This window comes from Marinobacterium sediminicola, from assembly GCF_022343685.1.
Taxonomy (GTDB): Bacteria; Pseudomonadota; Gammaproteobacteria; order Pseudomonadales; family Balneatricaceae; genus Marinobacterium; species Marinobacterium sediminicola.
In genome coordinates, this window is record NZ_CP092123.1 from 2754153 (window position 1) to 2772360 (window position 18208).

The following is an 18208-nucleotide window of genomic DNA, read 5'->3' on the forward strand; positions in this document are numbered from 1 at the left end:
TGCGCACCAGCAGGGTGCATATTCATCCGATCTGCTCCCTTTCAGGTCAGCCTTTGAGTTTCTCGGCAGCACCAATAACCCGGGAGGCCACATCGGCCAGTCGACAATGTCCCTCCATGGCAGAACGACGCAGTGCCGCGAAGGCATCAGCCTCGCTCAAGCCCTGATACTGCATCAGCAATCCCTTGGCGCGCTCAATCAGTTTGCGTTCGGTCAGGGCAGATCGTGCCTCTTCCAGCTGATCACTCATCTCCTGCAGATGTTCGGCCTGCTCCTGCAGCAAATCGTAAAGTGCACGCACCGATCCACTGACCGGCATTGTCGAGGACTCGTCATTTGTACTCTCCAGCAATAATGACAGTGGCGAAACGGGTCCAGACTCAGGCTCGGAGGCCTCCTGCAGTCGTGACCGGTTATCCTGCAACGCCAGACGTGCCTGCTGCAGACGCGCCTGCGCCATCGCCATCAATGCTGCCGACAGTTGCTGCTCCAACCGACGCATGTGATCAATGCGTGATGTCGCCACGGCAAACCATATTTCACTGACATCTGCCGGAATCGGGCTGGCAGGATCAAAGCCATCCACCATTCTCCGCAATCGCGCCAGCTCAGCCGTTTCCTCCGATGTCTCGATACCCGCCCAGTTCACTCGCTCCTGCTCACCGGTGAAACGAATGAAGACATCAAGGCAGCGCTGCTGAGACTCCCGCAAATGTAAGAGGCGTGCTTTCAGTTCAGGCGTGAAGCTGCCGCTGGCAAAGCCGACGGAACCCCAGGCGCGCTCCTGTCCGGTATGTTCCTTGGCTTGCAGAAAGTGAAACAATGCCACCAGTGCCCGTGAAATTTCCGCATCGGTGGCGATATCAGCCGCCTCGAATACAATCGCCAGCAACCCCGCGATCAGATCGGACCAGGCTTGGGTCGCTTCCGCAGTATCCAGCAAACATGTCCTGATGCCTCGTCTCAGCTCGGCCAAGTCATCCAGCTGCAACAGCACCCGGGCAGTACGGTGATAAAGTCGGGCGCTGCCCCAAAGGCTGGGTTCTCCCTCCTGCATTTGCCGGAGATATTCATAAAAATGCCGCTCTGCGGTATCGCTGCGTGTACGCTGCTCCTCGCGCTCCGACCCGAAACGTGCCCCCCCCGAAGCCAGATAGATGTTGGAGATCCCCCTCTCCCTCTGCAGCTCGTGCACCAGTTCACAGACCGCCGCCACCAGTTGGCAGCCATGTGCCAGCTGATCAAGAGTACGCATTTCGCTGCTTCGAGCCGCCAGAAGAAAATGTTCAATCAGGGATGCATGCGTCGGCATTGAAAACTCCGCTCACTTGGCTGAATCAAGGATGACAACTCTCTCAATGCAAGGCGCGTTCCATTCGGATCACTTTTAGGCATCAATCTTGCTTTATCCAAATGACAGTCTCTCCAGACCGGAGATTGTCTGCATAGCTCTTACATGAGGCATTGGCGCCTGCTCTCCCCACTGCGAAGTTGGGAGGCAGGCGCTTTTTTTATGAGGTTCAGACAATGATGACCCTTGAATATCTGCGTTCAGCCCTGCCGTCAGTTGGCATTTTCAATTTCTGGCCGCGCACGAGTACGCCGGTTAACCTTCGTTCTTCTCAAGGACATGTGGATCTTGTCGGCGCGGGGCCAGGTGATCCTGACCTGATCACCCGCAAGGGCTGGAAGGCACTACTGAAAGCCGATGTCATCGTCTACGACGCACTGGTCAGTGACGCATTGATGCATGAGATTCCGGGGCACATTCGCCGACTCTATGTGGGCAAACAGAAAGGTCAGCATTCAGTCAGCCAGTCCCGAATCTGCACCCTGCTGGTCGAGCTGGCACGTGAAGGTCAGCGGGTTGTCAGGTTAAAGGGTGGAGATCCTCTGGTGTTTGGCCGTCTGACCGAAGAGATGGATGCCCTCAGGGCAGCGGATATTCCGTTCAGCATCGTTCCCGGCATTACTGCGGCAGCCGGCTGCGCGGCCAGCTGTGGCATTCCCTTGACCGAGCGAGTCACCGCACCGCGCCTGCGGCTGATTACGGCGCACAGCTGTGATGACCGTCCCATTGAATGGGCCGACCTGGCCCGTCGAGACGAAACGCTGGTGTTCTATATGGGGCTTTCAATGGCGGACACCATTTCGACTCAACTGCGGCATTATGGCCTGCCGGATGACTGGCCGGTGCTGCTGGTCGAACGCGGTACCCATGCCGATCAGCGAGCACTGCGCACAACACTGGCCACAATGAGCACCACGATCGTGCAGCATGCACTGAAATCGCCCACACTGATTCTGGTCGGCAAGGTCATCGAGCACTACCGACCCGAGCAGGATCTTGCCTTGGCCGCAAAGATGTTTGCACTGCAAAGGACAGAATCAAGATAAAAATGTTTTATTCGCCTGATCCAATCCTGTCTACAGTGTCCTATATATTCCTGTAAACCCGTTGATCAGCACCCCTCAGGATTGAACATGCTTTTGTCGGTGATTTTCTCATCTCGTGCTCTGAGTGTAGTGTTGGTATGTATCTGGGCAGCCTGTATGGCTGTCGCATTCTGGTGGTTCCAGTTACGCTGGTACCAGCCACTGGAAGCCCACACCGGAGATACCCTTTTCGACGCAGGTCAACTCGCGCTGACCCTTCAAACGCCAGCGGCACCCATTGAAGTTATTCACTTTTTCGACAACACCTGCCCCTGTACCCGTTTCAACACGCCTCATGTCCGTCAGCTTATGTCACGTTATGCCACCTCCGAGGTGCACTTTCGTATTCTGGTTCCCGACAACTCACAGCAGACGGATGCAAGAGCGCAGTTTCCCGGCGCAGAAGTCCGTGTTGCCTCAGCCGCCAATTATCCACCAGCCAGTCCGGCTGCCCTGATCATGACGAGTCAACATGGCGCCCAGTACCTGGGCCCCTGGAGCCCGGGGGCGGTGTGCAGCACCAAGAGTGGCGACTATGTCGCTCAGGTGCTGGATCAACTGCTGACGGGGGAACAGCGCCAACAAACTTTTCAAGTCGCTCGAGGTTGCCTGTGCCGCTGGTCAGTCAACCCGTCGACAGCATCGGATGGAGTGTCGACATGACAGCTCAAACACAACATTTTTCCATGCACTCCCTGTACCAGCAGGGAGACCGCTTGATGACCGGGGTTCAATGGATACTGTTGGTCGCCAGTCTGGGACTGGCCAACTGGTATCAAACCTGGACCGAAGCGCTTGTCATCGGGCTGCCCACCACGTTGCTCTGCACCCTGTTGATGAAAATGCAGCCGGGCAGCCGCCTCACCCGTGTCACTCAGGGCCTAGCTTTCATGGTCTACTCTGCTTTGCTGATTCATCAAAGCCACGGCATGCTGGAGTTCCATTTTGCCATCTTCGTATTGCTGGCCTTTTTGCTTTATTACCGCGACTGGTTACCCATTCTCGGTGCGGCTGGTGTTATCGCTGTCCACCATGCCCTGTTCAACTACCTGCAGGAACAAGGCTCAGGCGTCTATGTGTTTGAGCAGCGGACGGGTTTAAGTATTGTCCTGTTGCATGCAGCCTTCGTGATCTTCGAAACCGCGCTTCTGATCTATATGGCGCGCTTGCTCCAACATGATGGAGTTCAAGCCGAAAAGATGGCGCAACTGGTGTCGCACATGACGATTCAGGATGGTTTCATCGACTTGCGGACGGATATCCGGGAAACGGACTCTCAGATGGAGAGCGAACTGCGAAACTACATCTTCATGATTCGCCAGGCCATTAACCAGACCCAGTCAGGCAGCCAGGAGCTGGAAAGTCGATTGACTAACGCTGCCCAGCGCATTCGTGCAGCCAGCGATCAGTCACGTCAACAGTTTGCTCAAACCGAGCATCTGGCTTCAGCCATGAATGAATTGGCGGGTTCCTTCCGTGAAGTCAGCATGAATGCCCAGCATACGGCCGATACCACCCGAAATGCCGGTCATCAGGCACAAGAGGGCCGACAGACACTGGATCTGGCGCGGAGTGCAATCAATGCACTGGCCTCAGAAATAAGTACAACAGCCAAGCTGATGCATACGCTTGAAGAGGAAAGTCGTGAGATCGGAGAAGTTACCGAGTTGATCAGTAATATCGCCGACCAGACCAACCTGCTGGCTCTTAACGCGGCAATTGAAGCCGCCCGAGCCGGTGAGGCTGGTCGCGGGTTTGCCGTGGTTGCTGACGAAGTCCGCCAGTTGGCACAGAACACTTCGGCTTGCACCCAGCGTATCCAGTCCAATGCAGCTAAATTGAGCAGCAGCACCCATCAAGCCAGTGCCGCTATGCGAAACTGCATTGAAAGGGCAACGGAGGGAGTCCGCAACATGGATGCCGCATCCGAGGTACTGATGGCGATCACCGATGCTGTTGTTCTGATCAATGACATGAATACCCAGATTGCGTCCGCCGTTGAAGAGCAGTCAGCGGTCGCCGAGGAGGTCAGCCAGGGTGTCTTCCAGATCAATCGCCTCTCCGGCGATATGGATCAGATGGTGGCTGAAAATGCCCTCACGTCTGAACAACTGGCCCACCTTAGCGCTCAGCTTTCATCACAGGTAGAACGTTTCAGAACCTGACGCCCGGCAGTCTGACACACTTTTTCCGGCCGCCAATCACGGATTGGCGTGCCGGTGCTCATTCGCGACATGGCAAGCCCACCTCCCACAATCCCTCGCTGCTTGCAGCCCCTCCTTCGAAAGTCGACATCCGCGCAACAACAAGGGTACCAAAGCAGGAGCCACCGGCCCCTCCCGCACTGATAGTCTGAACCTTCTCAGCAAACCAGATTGGCTTTACGACCATGTTGCCCAAGAAATGTCATGTCATGCTGGCGTGGCTGTTATGCCTGTCAGGACTGCTCTCGACTCCTGTCATGGCACATGGCGTCGATGGTGCCGATGCCGCGTTCATGCAGCAATCCGATTCGGGAGCCTTAAGCGTTTGGATCTATCTGGGTGCCAAGCATATGGTGACCGGATATGATCACCTGCTGTTCCTGCTTGGCGTGATTTTCTTTCTCTATCGTCTGACCGACGTGGCCCTCTATGTCAGCCTCTTTGCACTGGGCCACAGTCTGACCCTGTTGGCGGGTGTGCTCGGTGATATTCGGATCAATCCTTTTCTGATTGATGCCATTATTGGCCTCTCCATCGTCTACAAGGCACTGGATAATCTGGGCGCGTTCCAGCGCTGGTTTGGCGTCCGCCCGGATACTCGTCTGGCCGTTCTGGTGTTTGGCCTCTGTCACGGCTTCGGCCTTGCCACCAAACTGCAGGACTTTTCGTTGCCAGAGGACGGCCTGGTCAGCAAGATTCTGGCGTTCAATGTGGGCGTTGAACTCGGACAGCTCTGCGCACTGGGCCTGATGCTGGCCTTGCTGAACATCTGGCGTGGGCGTGGTTTCTCATCACGACAGGCGATTACAGGCAACGCTTTACTGATGATATTCGGCTTTCTGCTGACCGGCTATCAGCTCTCAGGCTACATGCTGCTGCCCTGAGCGAGGAGGATTAATGCACACCCCACCTGACGTTATGCACATGAGCAACAAGGGATTGCTGAAGACGACCCTGTTGACCCTGACGATCGCACTGGTATTGCTGATCACACTGGTGCTGCCGGCGGAATTCGGCATCGACCCTTTGGGTAGCGGCCGCCTGCTCGGCCTCGACCGCCTGCAAGCGCAAGCGTCCGAGCCGGCTCCCGCCAACCGACTCTGGACGGGTGAAGGCCCATTCAAGTCCGATACGCTGACGCTGACTCTGTTGCCGGGTCAGGGCGCCGAACTCAAGGCGGTGATGGAAGCCCATGCCCCGATCAGTTTTCACTGGACCAGCGAAGGAGGCCCGGTTCATGTGGATATGCACGGCGAAGCCGAGAATGCTGCACCAGGAGAGTACACCAGCTACTGGCTGGATGATGCCCTGACATCAGCCAGCGGCAGTCTAAGAGCCCCGTTCAAGGGTACTCACGGCTGGTATTGGGAAAACCGCGGTAGCCAGGCGGTGACCATCAGACTGAACACCGCCGGCTTCTACCGCACCCTTTACATGCCCTGATCAGTACTGCTGGTCCTGCTGCTCAATGGTCGCGTAGATCTCATAGCCACCATCCTTCTTCATCAGCAGAACCTGATAGGGCTGGAAACGATCATCCACCTCCATACCCGGGCTTCCCATCGGCATGCCCGGTGCAGTCAGGCCCAGCGCGCCCTCGGGCGGGCTGGCCAGGAACTGTTTAACCAGTTTCGCCGGCACATGACCTTCAAACAGGTAGCCCGACTCTGAAACCGCGGTATGACAGGAATGAAAGCGCCCCTGAATGCCCATATCCAGTTTCATCTGGGTCAGGTTCTGTGGGTGAAAGGTTTTGGTCTCGAAGCCGTTCTTTTCGGCATGTTCAATCCAGTCACCACAGCAACCGCAGGTCGGACTTTTGTAGACGTTCAAGTGCTCGGACTTGGCCGCCTGCAGCATGACACTGACCGGCTTTTCCGGGGATGCGGCTTCTGCCGCCAGCGCATGACTTCCTCCCAGCAGCATCAGGCCGGAAAGAGCGGATACGAGGATATTCTTGTGCAGTGCAGACATGGTGTGTCTCCCATCATTCGGCGCTCATGTACAGGTATAGCGCCGCAAACAACGTAAATAAAAGATTCAATCAGGCAGCCGGGAGCAGCCTCGGCGGCTGATAAGGAGGCTCTGGAGGCTGATCGGTCAAACGCTGTTCAGCGGGAGGCGGCATGGCACGGACCAGCGCCAGCGAAAGTTGTATCGGGAGTGTCCCTGCCCAGGCTGAGCCCTGAGCACACTTGATCACACAGTCATTGAGCGTATCGGTACAACACTCCTCTGCCATGGCAGTATGACAGTCAGAAACGGTACCGGACTGGCAGTGTTCTACCGAAGACGAATGTGTGATCTTCAAGGCAGAGGCATGCGTCAGGGTCGATAACTGGCCCACCAGCAGCAACAGACTCAGCAGCAAGAGCGGCAAAGCCTGATACACTTTAGACTGTCTGTGGACTAGGCTCGGTAACGACACGGGCACTCACAATGACGTTGGATGAGAAACGAAAACTAACGGTCGTGCAGCCGTTTTACAAGCAGCATCAACGAACATTATGAACCCAGAAGGCGAATATGGTTCCTGATCAAGCGCAACATAAAGACTTGCCCGAAGACTTCAACATGGACTTCAGCCAACGGCTGGTGATCGATACGCGACAGCTTGAATGGCTGCCCAGTCCTGCCCCCGGTGTCCGCCGCAAACCGCTGGAAAGGCAGCAGAGAGAGTCCGGGCACACCACCAGTATCGTCGAATATGCGGCTGGTACGGCCTTTTCCAGCCACCCACATCCGAAGGGTGAAGAAATATTCGTACTGGAAGGCGTCTTCTCAGACGAAAGCGGCGACTACCCTGCCGGCAGCTATATCCGTAACCCTCCCGGTAGCCAGCATGCGCCTTTCAGCCGAGAGGGCTGCGTGATTTTCGTCAAACTGAACCAGTTTGCAGCGGACGACCTGCACAGCGTGAGTATAGACACAGGCACACAACCCTGGCTGGAGGGCATCGGCGGCCTTGAGGTGATGCCGCTGCACGATTTCGAAGGTGAGCACACTGCACTGGTCAAATGGCCGGCGGGCGAACGTTTTCAACCGCACCGTCACTTTGGTGGAGAAGAGATACTGGTGCTGTCCGGTGAATTCAGGGATGAGCACGGCTGTTACTCGGCCGGCACCTGGCTGCGCAGCCCGCACCTGAGTGAGCATTGCCCTCATGTCGAGGAAGACACCATTATCCTGGTTAAAACCGGCCACTTGCCAATCCATGCATGAGCCGTGTGACCTGTAAAGGTGAAACATCCTGACGAGGCCTGCACAGCTGGATTCGGCCTAAACTACATACGGGCAAGCTGATGGGCAAAGGAACACTTTTCTATCTGATCGGGGCCTCGGGATCCGGCAAGGACTCTCTCCTCGAAGGCTGCCGGCGGCAACTGCCACCCGACGTGCGGTGCTGCATTGCCCATCGCTATATCACCCGTGCCGCTAACGTTGGGGGTGAGAACCACATCCACTTGAGCGAAGCGGAGTTTCACCTGCGTGAAGAACTTGGCCTGTTCGCCATGTGTTGGTACTCACACGGCTACCATTACGGTATCGGCAACGAGATCGATACCTGGCTGAATTCAGGTGTTCACGTACTCGTAAATGGCTCGCGCGAATACCTGCCAAAAGCGATGACGTTGTATGAAGAACTGGTCCCCGTGCTGATCCATGTGCCCACGGACAAGCTACGTCAGCGACTGATCAAACGTGGGCGGGAAACCGCCGAAGAAATCGAATGCCGACTGGCGCGGCATGCACAGATGGTGGCCACACTGCCGGAGCACACCCTGCATGTCAGTAACGAGGGTAATCTGCAGCAGGGGATTGATGCACTGCTCAGCATTGTGATGGCCAACAGTCTGCAGAAGACCGGGGCTCGTTGAAGCCCGGAACACACTGCATCAAACCCCGTTGTTCCTTTCCACGCTGTGGATAAACATCCAGCTGACGCAGTAGCAAGCCTCTAATGAAATGAACGTGCTGACCCTGGATGTTCGGCAGCCACCCGTTTCAACAACCGTATCTTGTCGGCGGCCAGGTCCTGATCAACCCTGATCGGCAGATCCGTTACCCTGCGCCCATAATTCACCAGCCCTGATGTACTGATCAAGCGATCCACATGTTCGCGCTTGTGATGATCACTGCGGCGATCATAAATCGACTGTCGACGCTCGCGTCCAGGAAACTGGGAGAATTGATAGTGCTTCCACCACTCCTCGGCTTCCTGAAGGGTTGCCATGGCAGGACTCACTTGTCGCTCACCGTAATCGGACCAGTAATAGCAGATCCTGCCATCAACAAAGTCCTTGAAGAGCCTGATGGGCATGAGTACTCCCGAAGTCAGTGTCACGCCGTCAGAAAGATCCCTACCCGGCATTGATATCTGCCCTTTCCGCTCTTGCAGCTTGTCCACCCGGCGCAGGTGCAGCCAAGAGCTCGGAGCCTTCGTCTATACGATCGGCTCCATATGAAATACCTAGTCCAAAATCCCGATTTCGGCAAACTTTGGAGTAATGATCAGCACCCGCGGATGTCAGGTCGTCTACATATCCGCGCCCGTGCAAGTGCCCTTAAGACAGGCGGGACTCCAACCAGCGCGCCATGCACAGCAAACGGTCATCTTCCCGCGACTTGCCAACCAGCTGGATGCCCAAGGGCAGCTGCTGAGCATCCTCCAGACCCGGCAGCGTCACCACGGGCAACCCCATGACCTGCCAGGGACGACTCATGTGAGGCGCTCCGGTCTTGTCGCGCCCTTCCGGCGCGACGCCGGGTGCGGCGGGGGCCAGAATGGCGTCCACATCACTGTAACGCTCAAACAGCTGCTGACGGATCAACTCTGCGGCCTGCAACGAGGCCAGATAATCGTCACGCGAAGTCGCCAAGCCTGTTTCGATCAGCTCTTTCAGAGGCGCGCTGAGCTGTTCCGGGAAACCGGATTCATAAGCCAGATTGCGGCTGGCTTCGTATGCCATCACACAGCCGTGATGCGCAACCAGTTCACTCAGCCAGTTCCCCAGATCCGGCTCGATCACCTCAACACCTTCAGCCACCAGCTTCGATTCCACCTGACGGATGGCAGCCACCATGTCCGCACTGGTTTCGCCAATGGCTTCACCGGTGCACAGAAGCACCTTGGCCGGTTTCAGAGCCTCGCTGGAGTCGAACGGATTCTGTCGGCGCAGCAGGACTCCGCGCAGCAGCTCGATATCTTCAACCTTGCGACTGAACAGGCCCAACGAGTCCAGTGACTGGCCGAGGGGCTGAATGCCGCGCAGCGAAAACTCGCCGCGAGAGCCCACATACCCTACCGAACCGCAGTAGGCCGCCGGACGAATTACCGAAGCCGCCGTCTGCGACCCCAGGGCAACCGGCACCATATGGTCAGCCACCGCTGCCGCCGAACCACTGGATGAGCCACCTGGCGTACGCGTCAGATCACGAGGGTTAGCGGTTTTGCCGGGACGGAAATAGGCAAACTCGGTGGTGACGGTTTTACCCAGCACCAGTGCACCGGCGTCACGCAACAGGGTCACACAGCTGGCATCATCCACCGGCTGACGCCCCCTGTGGATAGACGAGCCCATTTCAGTGGGCATATCCGCCGTATCGATGATGTCCTTGATTCCGACCGGCAAGCCTTTCAGCGGACTCTGCTCAAAGAATTCGCGGTTGCCACGATACTGCTCAAGGTATGCCTCTCGACTTAGACGACACTGCCAGGCCCCGACCTCGTCCTCCCGGCTTTCGATCCGGTCGAAGCAATCCGCAATGAAGTCTTCTGCACTGAACAATCCGTCCTGTACCGCTGACAGTACCTGTTTCAGGCCCATTTTGTTCTTGTTTTCATTTGCGTTCATAACTGCCTCACACCCGATTCGATCGATAAAACACGTCCTGACAAGCCAAACATATTAGTTGAATATTCAACTAATTCACAGACTCGACACGGGCAGCAGGCGGGATCTCCAGATTCAGGATATGGCAAGATGAGCATCGGAATGACACGGGCATTCGCGCAGCGGCAGTATCCGGCCATGATCAGCAAAAGCGGACTATACCCCTGTTTTACAAGTGGTTTTACGGCAGAAATTTAGGACTTTTTCCCATAGGCACCCCGCAGGCACATCTGAGACACTGGCTTCAGGGTATCTCCAGCGAGCCCTCCGAGCGCTCTGTACAACCCGTGCAGAGCGCTCTTTTTTCCATCCAGTTACCCTGCTTCACTCACTGAAATGGCGGTCATACAACATGCGCCTGTTTTCCGCCTCAGCAACATCCAGCAACTGAAACTCGACACTATCTCCGGGCTTACGCTGGGCAAGCCTGGCCAGGTCCAGTGAGAAAACACAGCCGATCTTGGGATAGCCTCCAATAGTCTGTCGGTCCCGCATCAGCACAATGGGCTGCCCATCCTGAGGAATCTGCACGGCCCCAAGGGCGATGCCTTCGGAAATAATCCCGCTTTGCTCACTGATGACCGGCTCTCCCTTGAGCCGATAGCCCATGCGGTCAATATTGGAGGTCACCGTGTAGGGGCTGGTAAAGAACTTCATCCGCTGGGCCGCGGAAAAGGATTCATACTGATAGCCCGGTATCAGCCCCATCTTCAGTGGTTCGGCATAATCGGGGATTGCCCAGTCCGGCATGGTACGTGGCTCAACGACACCCCCTTCCACCGGAAGCAGATGATCATCCTTGCGCAAGGGTTGGCCACTGCCGTCCAACCCGCCAAGTTTTTCACGGATAACCGTTGCGACGCTGCCCAAGCGGGCAACGGCCTGAACCCCGCCCGGGAAGGCCAGATACGCGCGCAGACCACTGACCGGCGAGCCGAACGTCAGGCGATCACCGGCCTGCACCTGACGCGTCTGCCATGGCGGCAGGGGGTCACCGTTCAACCTGGCGTCCAGATCGGCGCCCGCCAGCGCGAACGTCATGTCACTGAGCGCTTCCAGCACCAGCATCCCGTAGGTAATTTCCACCGCTGCAGCCCCTCTCGGGTTGCCCAGCAGCCAGTTGGCCCAGTCAAAGGCATGCTCATCCATAGGACCACCGGTGGTAACCCCAAGGTGCTGGTAACCCGATCGTCCCCCGTCCTGAACCAGTGCCAGCATTCCGGGATCAATCACTTTAAAGCTCATCCAGGCGGCCTCCCATGCTGATGAACGTATCCCGGTCAACCGGTTCAAAACGCACCCGGTCTCCCACGTTCACCCGTGTCAGGGTCTCGCTGTCCCAGTCGATCATCTCCAGCGGCGTTCTGCCGATAATCTGCCAGCCTCCCGGAGTCTGGGATGGATAAATCGCCGTTTGGTTGTCCGCTATCCCGAGACTGCCGGCCGGAACCTTGAGCCTTGGCGTTGATTTCCTCGCAATTCGCAGCGGCTCCGGGGTGTTACCCAGATAGGCAAAGCCGGGGCTGAAGCCGATGGCATACACACGGTAAATCTGCTCGGAGTGCAGTCGAACCACCTCCTCCGGAGTCAGCTGACACTCACGGGCGATATGCTCCATGTCCAAAGCGGCTTCCGGACCGTAATAGACCGGCAGCACCACCTCTCTGGCCGTCATGGTCTGCTCAGACAACGCTTCAGACTGATCGATGGCCGCTTTCAGTCTGGACTCGATGGCAAAGCGGTCGGCCTGTTGCAGGTCGAAACTGACCAGCACGCTGGTATAGGACGGGATGATATCCACCAGGCAGTGCCCCAGAGATGCACGGATACTCTGTGTCAGCCGGGCCACGTGCGCCGCCACCGTTTCACTGATCTCATCCCCCGGATAGAGAATCCAGGTATTCTCGTTGACAGGGTGCATCCGGATCATGGGCTCACCACTTCGCGGATATGACGCGCCGCAGCGACTGCATGTTCGCTGTCGCCATGGATGCAGATGGTGTCGGCACTGATGGGAATTCGGTGACCACTCAGGGTGGTGACCGTCCCCTCCTCCAGGATCTGGAGGACCTGGGCTTCTATCGCCTCGGTCGTGGTGTGCACCGCACCGGGGAGACTGCGATGAGCCAGACGACCATGATCGTCATAGGCGCGGTCGGAGAAGGCCTCAAACCAGACTTCGATACCGTGTCGATCGGCCAATCGACGCACCGAATCCGACTCCGGTGTCGCCATGACAACCAGCGGACAGTCCCCGGAGTAGTCAGCGACAGCCCGCATCAAGGCACTCAAGGTAGCTTCGTCAACCATCATCCGGTTGTAGAGCGCGCCATGGGGTTTGACGTATCGGATCCGGGTACCGTTAACCCGACAGATTCCGTCCAGAGCTGCCAGCTGATAGACCGTCATCAGGCGCAGCTCGTCGGCGCTCAGTACCATCTCCCGTCGCCCGAATCCCAGCAGATCAGGATATCCCGGATGCGCGCCGACCATCACGTCGGATTGCTGCGCCAGCTGGACCGTGTAGTCCATGGTTTGGGGATCTGACGCATGATAGCCGCAGGCGATATTTGCCATATCGATATAAGGCATTACATCCGCATCCATGCCTTTGCTCCATGAGCCGAAACTCTCACCCATGTCACAATTGAGTTTCATCGGTCATCTCCAGGTATAGAAAGCCCTGCAGCCTGTTGGGCCGCATTCATGCAGTACTCTCGGATTGAAGTTGGTCGGCCGGGGTCTTTGCCCCGGCACCCTGCCGTTGGTTAACGCTGAGTCATGGTGGTTGGCAGATAGGTCACGATTTCCGGGAACCAGTAGATCAGGATGATCGCCAGCAGAATCAACAGGAAGAAAGGCAGAGCTGCTTTGGCCACGTACAGGATGTTCTTGCCGGTGAGCGCCTGAATCACGAACAGGTTGAACCCGACAGGTGGCGTAATCTGCGACATTTCCACCACCAGCACGATATAGATACCGAACCAGAGCAGATCGATTCCCGCCTGCTGTACCATCGGCAGCACTACGGCGACGGTCAATACCACCACGGAAATACCGTCCAGGAAGCAGCCGAGGATCACAAACAACACGGTCAGGTAGATCAGCAGTTCAAACGGAGACAGTCCCAGTGTGCCGATCCACTCCGTCAGAGCTCTGGGAATCCCCAGAAAACCCATGGCCAGCGTCAGAAAATGCGCACCCACCAGAATCAGGCCGATCATGCAGGAACTTTTCACGGCCCCAAGCAGACTGTCCTTGAAGCTATCCAGACTCAGTGAGCCGGTCACTGCTGCAAGCAACAGAGCGCCAAAAACCCCCAGTGCGGCCGCTTCGGTTGGTGTCGTAAAGCCACCGTAAATGGAGCCCAGCACAAAGCCGATCAATCCCATGATGGGCAGCAGTTTTCTCAGCGCAGCAATCTTGGCGGCCAGTGAAATCTGCTCCTTGCTCTGCTTGGGCAGTTCATCCTTGTGCAGGGTTGCCCAAACCATGGTGTAACCCATGAAGAGAACTACCAGCAGCAGTCCCGGCAGCGCACCCGCAATGAACAGGCGGCCGATGGAAACTTCCGCCGCGACGCCATACACGATCAGGATGATCGATGGTGGAATCAAAAGTCCCAGAGTCCCTGAACCGGCAAGGGTCCCTACCGCCATACGGTCGCTGTACCCCTGAGCCTTAAGCTCCGGCAGGGTCATGCGGCCGATGGTCGCGGCGGTGGCCGCCGAGGAGCCGGATACCGCGGCGAAAATGCCACAGCTGAGCACATTCACATGCAGTAACTTGCCGGGCAGACCGCCCAGCCAGGGCGCAAGGCCCTCAAACAGATCGGAAGACAGGCGCGTTCTGAACAGTACTTCTCCCATCCAGATAAACATCGGCAGGGCCGTCAGCGACCAGGCTGTGCTGGCGCCCCAGCTGGAGGTACCGAACAACAAGCCGATCTGCTCGTTACCGGAGAGCAACAGGCCCAGCGCAGCAACGCCAACCAGCGCCAGGGAAACCCAGATCCCCACTGCCAGCATCAGCAACATGCTGATGGCAAGAATAATGGACAGCGTCATCGGCTCCATCAGGCTTCCTCCAGATTGACTTCACTTTCAGCGCCGACATAGTTCGGCAGCCCACCGCGCAGGACATCCACAAGGGCATCCAGCACGGCCAGAGTCAGCGCTGAAGCCCCCAGCCCCAAAGGCACCTGAGGAGCCCAGAGCGGCATGGCGATATAGCCATGCGTCATTTCTTCAAATACATAGGACTCCCACACCATGAACCAGCAATACCAGGCCATGAACCCACTGAGCACAAGTCCGAAGAGCAGGACCGCAAACTCCTGTGCCCGCCGCCATTTAAGCGGCAAACGCTGAATCGCGAGCGTGACCCGGATATGGCCGGCTTCTCGAAAGGTATAGGCGAGGCCGAAAAAGATTGAAGCTGCCAGGGAGTAACCGGCGAAGTCTTCGGCCGAAGGAATAATGAATCCGAAAAAGCGACCCACGATCTGCGCCAGTATCAGTAGCATGATGGCGACGATACAGGCTCCAGACAGATAACCGGATGCCAGATAGAGTTTGTCTTTTAATGCTGACATGGATATAGCCCCATCCATTGGCCCCCGAAAGGTTTCGGGGGCCAAGTGAGTTTACTGCTGGTATTGCTTGAGGATTTTGCCAACCTCTACAGGCGCTTCAGCTTCCCACTCCTTGATCATGACCTGGCCGATCTTTTCCAGTTCGGCCATCAGCTCTGCTGAGGGTTCGCTCACCACAATGCCATTGGCTGCCAGCGTTTCGGTATCCTGCTTGGCAGTCTCACGAACACCCGCCCAGCCCTTGGCTTCCGCAGCCGCGGCGGCCGCCAGAATGACCTCTTGTGTTTCCTTGTCGAGGCGACGGAACGCACGCTTGTTCACTACCACGATGTTTTTCGGAATCCACGCCTTGATGTCAGTGTAGTGTGTCACATAGTCCCAGGCCTGACCGTTGGCACCGGTGGACGGAGACGTGATCATGGCATCGATGATGCCGGTGCTGAACGCCTGCGGAATTTCCGGCACCTGCACGGTCGTCGGTGAGGTGTTCATCAAGTCAGCCAGACGAGAAGTCGACGGGCTGTACGCACGCATCTTGGTGCCTTTCAGGTCTTCGAGGGTATTCACCGGGAACTTGGTATACAGACTCTGTGCCGGCCAGGGCACGGTGTACAGAAGCTGCATCCCTTCCTTGTCGAGCAGTTTTTCGATCTCGGGCTTGGCGGCTTCCCACAACTTTTTGGAATCATCAAAGTTGGTGGCCAGGAACGGGATATTGTCATGCTTGAAAACCGGGTGGGTATTGCCCATAACGCCGATGAAAACTTCACCCAGCTGCACCTGTCCCGTCTTCACCGCGCGGGGGATTTCGGGGTGCTTGATCAGGGAAGCTCCCGAATGCACCGTAATATCAATCTGGCCGCCACTCTTTTCGCGGATTTCATCCGCAAACTCGTAGGCTATTTTGGTGGGCAGGTTGGCGTCGCCGTAGGGAGTGGGCATATGCCAGGTGTCAGCGTGAGCGGTGGCAGTCATGGCACCCGAGAGGGCAATGATACCGGCAATTTTTTTCAACATGAATGAGTCTCCACTTGTTGTTGTTTGAGCCTAGAGAACGGCCAGCTCATCGTTGAGCCTGTCGGTCACCAGCATTTTGCCGGGGACGTGGGTAATGCAAACCGGGGGTTTGGCATTACGGATTGCAACCTGCGGCGTGACACCGCAAGCCCAAAAAACAGGAATTTCGTCGTCATGCACCGGCACACTGTCACCAAAGTGAGGTGCCTGCAGGTCATCGATGCCGATCAGATCCGGGCGCCCGATGTGAACGGGCGCACCGTGCGCCTTGGGCAAACGGGTCGTGACCTGAATGGCACGAATGGCATCAGCCGGTGAAAACGGCCGCATGGTCACGACAGTGTTGCCATGAAAACGTGCGCTGGGCGTCGTCGGCATGCTGGTTTCGAACATGGACACGTTGCGGCCGAGATCGATGTTGCGCACCGCCAAGCCGGCCCGCTGCAAGGCCTCTTCAAAGGAAAAGGAACAACCCAGTACAAAGGTCACCATCTGGTCGTTCCACAGATCGGAAATGTCCGTGAGCGTCTGCGTCAGCTCACCCTCAATGAACAGGTTGTATTCAGGCACATCACTGCGGATATCGATACCATCGCCCAATTCGGGCAACAATGGCTCGCCCGGACGGGACACCGCAATCAGAGGACAGGAAACCGGGTTGAGCTGGCAGAAATAGAGAAAATCCTGAGCCCAGTCAGACGGCAAGATAACGATATTGCCCTGGATAAGCCCGGGGGCGAGACCACTGGTGCTGCCGGTAAATTCACCTGCACGGATCTGTTGCCTGAGCGTCTGAGCCGTCTCGAGCAGCCCCTGTTTGTAGGAAGAAACCGCCTGCCTGGTCATGTTAAGCCTCTAATTTTGTATCTACTGATTACCTCATTACAGACTAATCCAGAGATGAAAAAAGTCTAATTATGATTTTTTCTATTTAATGATAAATAAAATTTATACACCTTCACTGGCATATGCCTCTGATACGGCAACGGCCAACTCTGCTGCACGCTCGGCAATCGGGTTATAGGGCACAGCGGAGTAGGAAGCGGTAAATTGCAGCTCAGACGGCGTCCAGGTGACGAACAACCGGTTAATGATGCCCTTCTCCAGCTCATCGGTGATCATTCTGTACGGCAGCGTTGAAATGCCGACGCCATCGACCGTCAACCGGTAGCAGGCCGCCAGAGAGCTTGACGACATGAAACGCACCGGCGCGCCGTCAATGGCTCTGAAGCGCTGACTGATTTCCGCGAACGGCTTGGTGTTGCGTGCATAGGTGATGATCGGCCATTGAGCCAACTCTTCGAGGTACAGCAAACGATCAGGCAACCCCAGTGATGGGCTGGCGATCCAGGCCAACGGAAAACTGCACAGCGACAGGTTGGCGATACTGGGGTCTGAAATCGGTCCCATAAGAAAGGCGAGATCCACGGAGCGGTCCAGCAGACCGGCACGCAGATTACTGGTCACATCCACCGTCATCTCGACTTCAAGGTGAGGCATTTCGTTGTTCAGGCGACGCAGAAATTCAGGCAACCAGGTGTGTACAATGGTTTCCGAAACCCCCAGCCTGAGCAGCCCTGACACCCCCTGCACATTGTTGGCACGCTTCCTGAGCTGCTCCTGCATATAGATGATTTTTTCGGCATATGGCAGCAGTTCCTTGCCCTTTGAGGTCAGGGTGACCGGTCCCGGCCCCATTTCCCTTTCGAACAGCTTTACACCCAGCTCCTCTTCCAGCGTCGAAATACGGCTGGATATCGCTGGCTGCGTCGTATGCTGTCGTTCTGCCGCCTTGCGGAAGCTGCCCAGGGTTGCTACCCAAACAAAGGTTTCCAGTCGTTTAAAATTCACATTCCGTTTCCATGAAAAAAGCGGCTAATCCTTGGGCACATTACCAAAGATCTGGGCCTGGCGATTATTCGTCTCCTTCTAAACGGCGCTGACTGCTTTTTCAAGCTGGTCAATTCACCAGACGTGTCTCTTTTAATACCTGACAGATAGCCCCGCCACCATGCCGGAATGCATCTCGGCCTGCATTGGCCGGATCGAAACCCTGCCAAAGA

General features: G+C 56.7%; 20 protein-coding genes. 7 read left to right on the forward strand and 13 right to left on the reverse strand.

What is annotated here, in order from left to right; all coding sequences use genetic code 11:
* Window positions 1-46: 46 nt before the first annotated feature.
* Window positions 47-1312, reverse strand: a complete 1266-nt coding sequence (locus tag LN244_RS12485; protein WP_239040111.1) for a nitrate regulatory protein — start codon at window positions 1310-1312, stop codon at window positions 47-49.
* Between the two features lie 215 nt (window positions 1313-1527).
* On the opposite strand from LN244_RS12485, the gene cobA reads away from it, so the two are divergent.
* From cobA to LN244_RS12510, 5 genes are all read left to right on the forward strand, one after another.
* The gene (gene cobA, locus LN244_RS12490; protein ID WP_239040112.1) at window positions 1528-2397 is read left to right on the forward strand and encodes a uroporphyrinogen-III C-methyltransferase; all 870 of its coding nucleotides are present in this window, start codon (window positions 1528-1530) and stop codon (window positions 2395-2397) included.
* A gap of 156 nt (window positions 2398-2553) precedes the next feature.
* Window positions 2554-3099, forward strand: a complete 546-nt coding sequence (locus LN244_RS12495; RefSeq protein WP_239040113.1) for a DUF6436 domain-containing protein — start codon at window positions 2554-2556, stop codon at window positions 3097-3099.
* Window positions 3096-4601, forward strand: coding sequence for a methyl-accepting chemotaxis protein (locus LN244_RS12500; protein ID WP_239040114.1), 1506 nt, complete (start codon window positions 3096-3098; stop codon window positions 4599-4601). The genes LN244_RS12495 and LN244_RS12500 overlap by 4 nt, the downstream gene beginning before the upstream one ends.
* 224 nt (window positions 4602-4825) lie before the next feature.
* Window positions 4826-5524, forward strand: a complete 699-nt coding sequence (locus LN244_RS12505) for a HupE/UreJ family protein (RefSeq protein ID WP_408904445.1) — start codon at window positions 4826-4828, stop codon at window positions 5522-5524.
* A gap of 13 nt (window positions 5525-5537) precedes the next feature.
* Complete coding sequence (locus LN244_RS12510) at window positions 5538-6083, forward strand: hypothetical protein (RefSeq protein ID WP_239040115.1); 546 nt, start codon at window positions 5538-5540, stop codon at window positions 6081-6083.
* Here the strand turns inward: LN244_RS12510 and LN244_RS12515 are convergent, their stop codons facing one another.
* Window positions 6084-6614, reverse strand: coding sequence for a DUF411 domain-containing protein (locus tag LN244_RS12515; RefSeq protein ID WP_239040116.1), 531 nt, complete (start codon window positions 6612-6614; stop codon window positions 6084-6086).
* Between the two features lie 70 nt (window positions 6615-6684).
* Window positions 6685-7020 (reverse strand): hypothetical protein, encoded by a 336-nt coding sequence (locus tag LN244_RS12520; protein WP_239040117.1) that lies wholly within the window; start codon window positions 7018-7020, stop codon window positions 6685-6687.
* 146 nt (window positions 7021-7166) lie between these two features.
* Between LN244_RS12520 and LN244_RS12525 the strand changes: the two genes are divergently transcribed.
* Together LN244_RS12525 and phnN are read left to right on the forward strand one after the other, a co-directional pair.
* Complete coding sequence (locus LN244_RS12525) at window positions 7167-7862, forward strand: cupin domain-containing protein (RefSeq protein WP_239040118.1); 696 nt, start codon at window positions 7167-7169, stop codon at window positions 7860-7862.
* Between the two features lie 80 nt (window positions 7863-7942).
* Window positions 7943-8518, forward strand: coding sequence for a phosphonate metabolism protein/1,5-bisphosphokinase (PRPP-forming) PhnN (phnN, locus tag LN244_RS12530; protein ID WP_239040119.1), 576 nt, complete (start codon window positions 7943-7945; stop codon window positions 8516-8518).
* An 80-nt stretch (window positions 8519-8598) separates the two neighbouring features.
* Here the strand turns inward: phnN and LN244_RS12535 are convergent, their stop codons facing one another.
* From LN244_RS12535 to LN244_RS12580, 10 genes are all read right to left on the reverse strand, one after another.
* Window positions 8599-8961, reverse strand: a complete 363-nt coding sequence (locus tag LN244_RS12535) for a hypothetical protein (protein ID WP_239040120.1) — start codon at window positions 8959-8961, stop codon at window positions 8599-8601.
* Between the two features lie 244 nt (window positions 8962-9205).
* Window positions 9206-10495 carry an amidase gene (locus LN244_RS12540; RefSeq protein WP_239040121.1) on the reverse strand — a complete coding sequence of 430 codons (1290 nt, stop codon included), beginning with the start codon at window positions 10493-10495 and terminating at the stop codon, window positions 9206-9208.
* Between the two features lie 363 nt (window positions 10496-10858).
* On the reverse strand, window positions 10859-11779 hold the full coding sequence (locus LN244_RS12545; RefSeq protein ID WP_239040122.1) for a 5-oxoprolinase subunit C family protein: 921 nt from the start codon (window positions 11777-11779) through the stop codon (window positions 10859-10861).
* A complete protein-coding gene (gene pxpB, locus LN244_RS12550; RefSeq protein ID WP_239040123.1) occupies window positions 11769-12464 on the reverse strand; it encodes a 5-oxoprolinase subunit PxpB in 696 nt (231 codons plus the stop codon). Before pxpB ends, LN244_RS12545 begins: the two co-directional genes overlap by 11 nt.
* Window positions 12461-13192, reverse strand: coding sequence for a 5-oxoprolinase subunit PxpA (locus LN244_RS12555; RefSeq protein ID WP_239040124.1), 732 nt, complete (start codon window positions 13190-13192; stop codon window positions 12461-12463). Before LN244_RS12555 ends, pxpB begins: the two co-directional genes overlap by 4 nt.
* A gap of 110 nt (window positions 13193-13302) precedes the next feature.
* The gene (locus LN244_RS12560; protein ID WP_239040125.1) at window positions 13303-14610 is read right to left on the reverse strand and encodes a TRAP transporter large permease; all 1308 of its coding nucleotides are present in this window, start codon (window positions 14608-14610) and stop codon (window positions 13303-13305) included.
* Window positions 14610-15128 carry a TRAP transporter small permease gene (locus tag LN244_RS12565; protein ID WP_239040126.1) on the reverse strand — a complete coding sequence of 173 codons (519 nt, stop codon included), beginning with the start codon at window positions 15126-15128 and terminating at the stop codon, window positions 14610-14612. The genes LN244_RS12560 and LN244_RS12565 overlap by 1 nt, the downstream gene beginning before the upstream one ends.
* Window positions 15129-15179: 51 nt before the next feature.
* Window positions 15180-16145, reverse strand: coding sequence for a TRAP transporter substrate-binding protein (locus LN244_RS12570; RefSeq protein WP_239040127.1), 966 nt, complete (start codon window positions 16143-16145; stop codon window positions 15180-15182).
* Window positions 16146-16175: 30 nt separating this feature from the next.
* On the reverse strand, window positions 16176-16991 hold the full coding sequence (locus LN244_RS12575; RefSeq protein ID WP_239040128.1) for a putative hydro-lyase: 816 nt from the start codon (window positions 16989-16991) through the stop codon (window positions 16176-16178).
* Window positions 16992-17093: 102 nt separating this feature from the next.
* Window positions 17094-17996 carry a LysR family transcriptional regulator gene (locus LN244_RS12580; RefSeq protein ID WP_239040129.1) on the reverse strand — a complete coding sequence of 301 codons (903 nt, stop codon included), beginning with the start codon at window positions 17994-17996 and terminating at the stop codon, window positions 17094-17096.
* Between the last annotated feature and the right edge of the window lie 212 nt (window positions 17997-18208).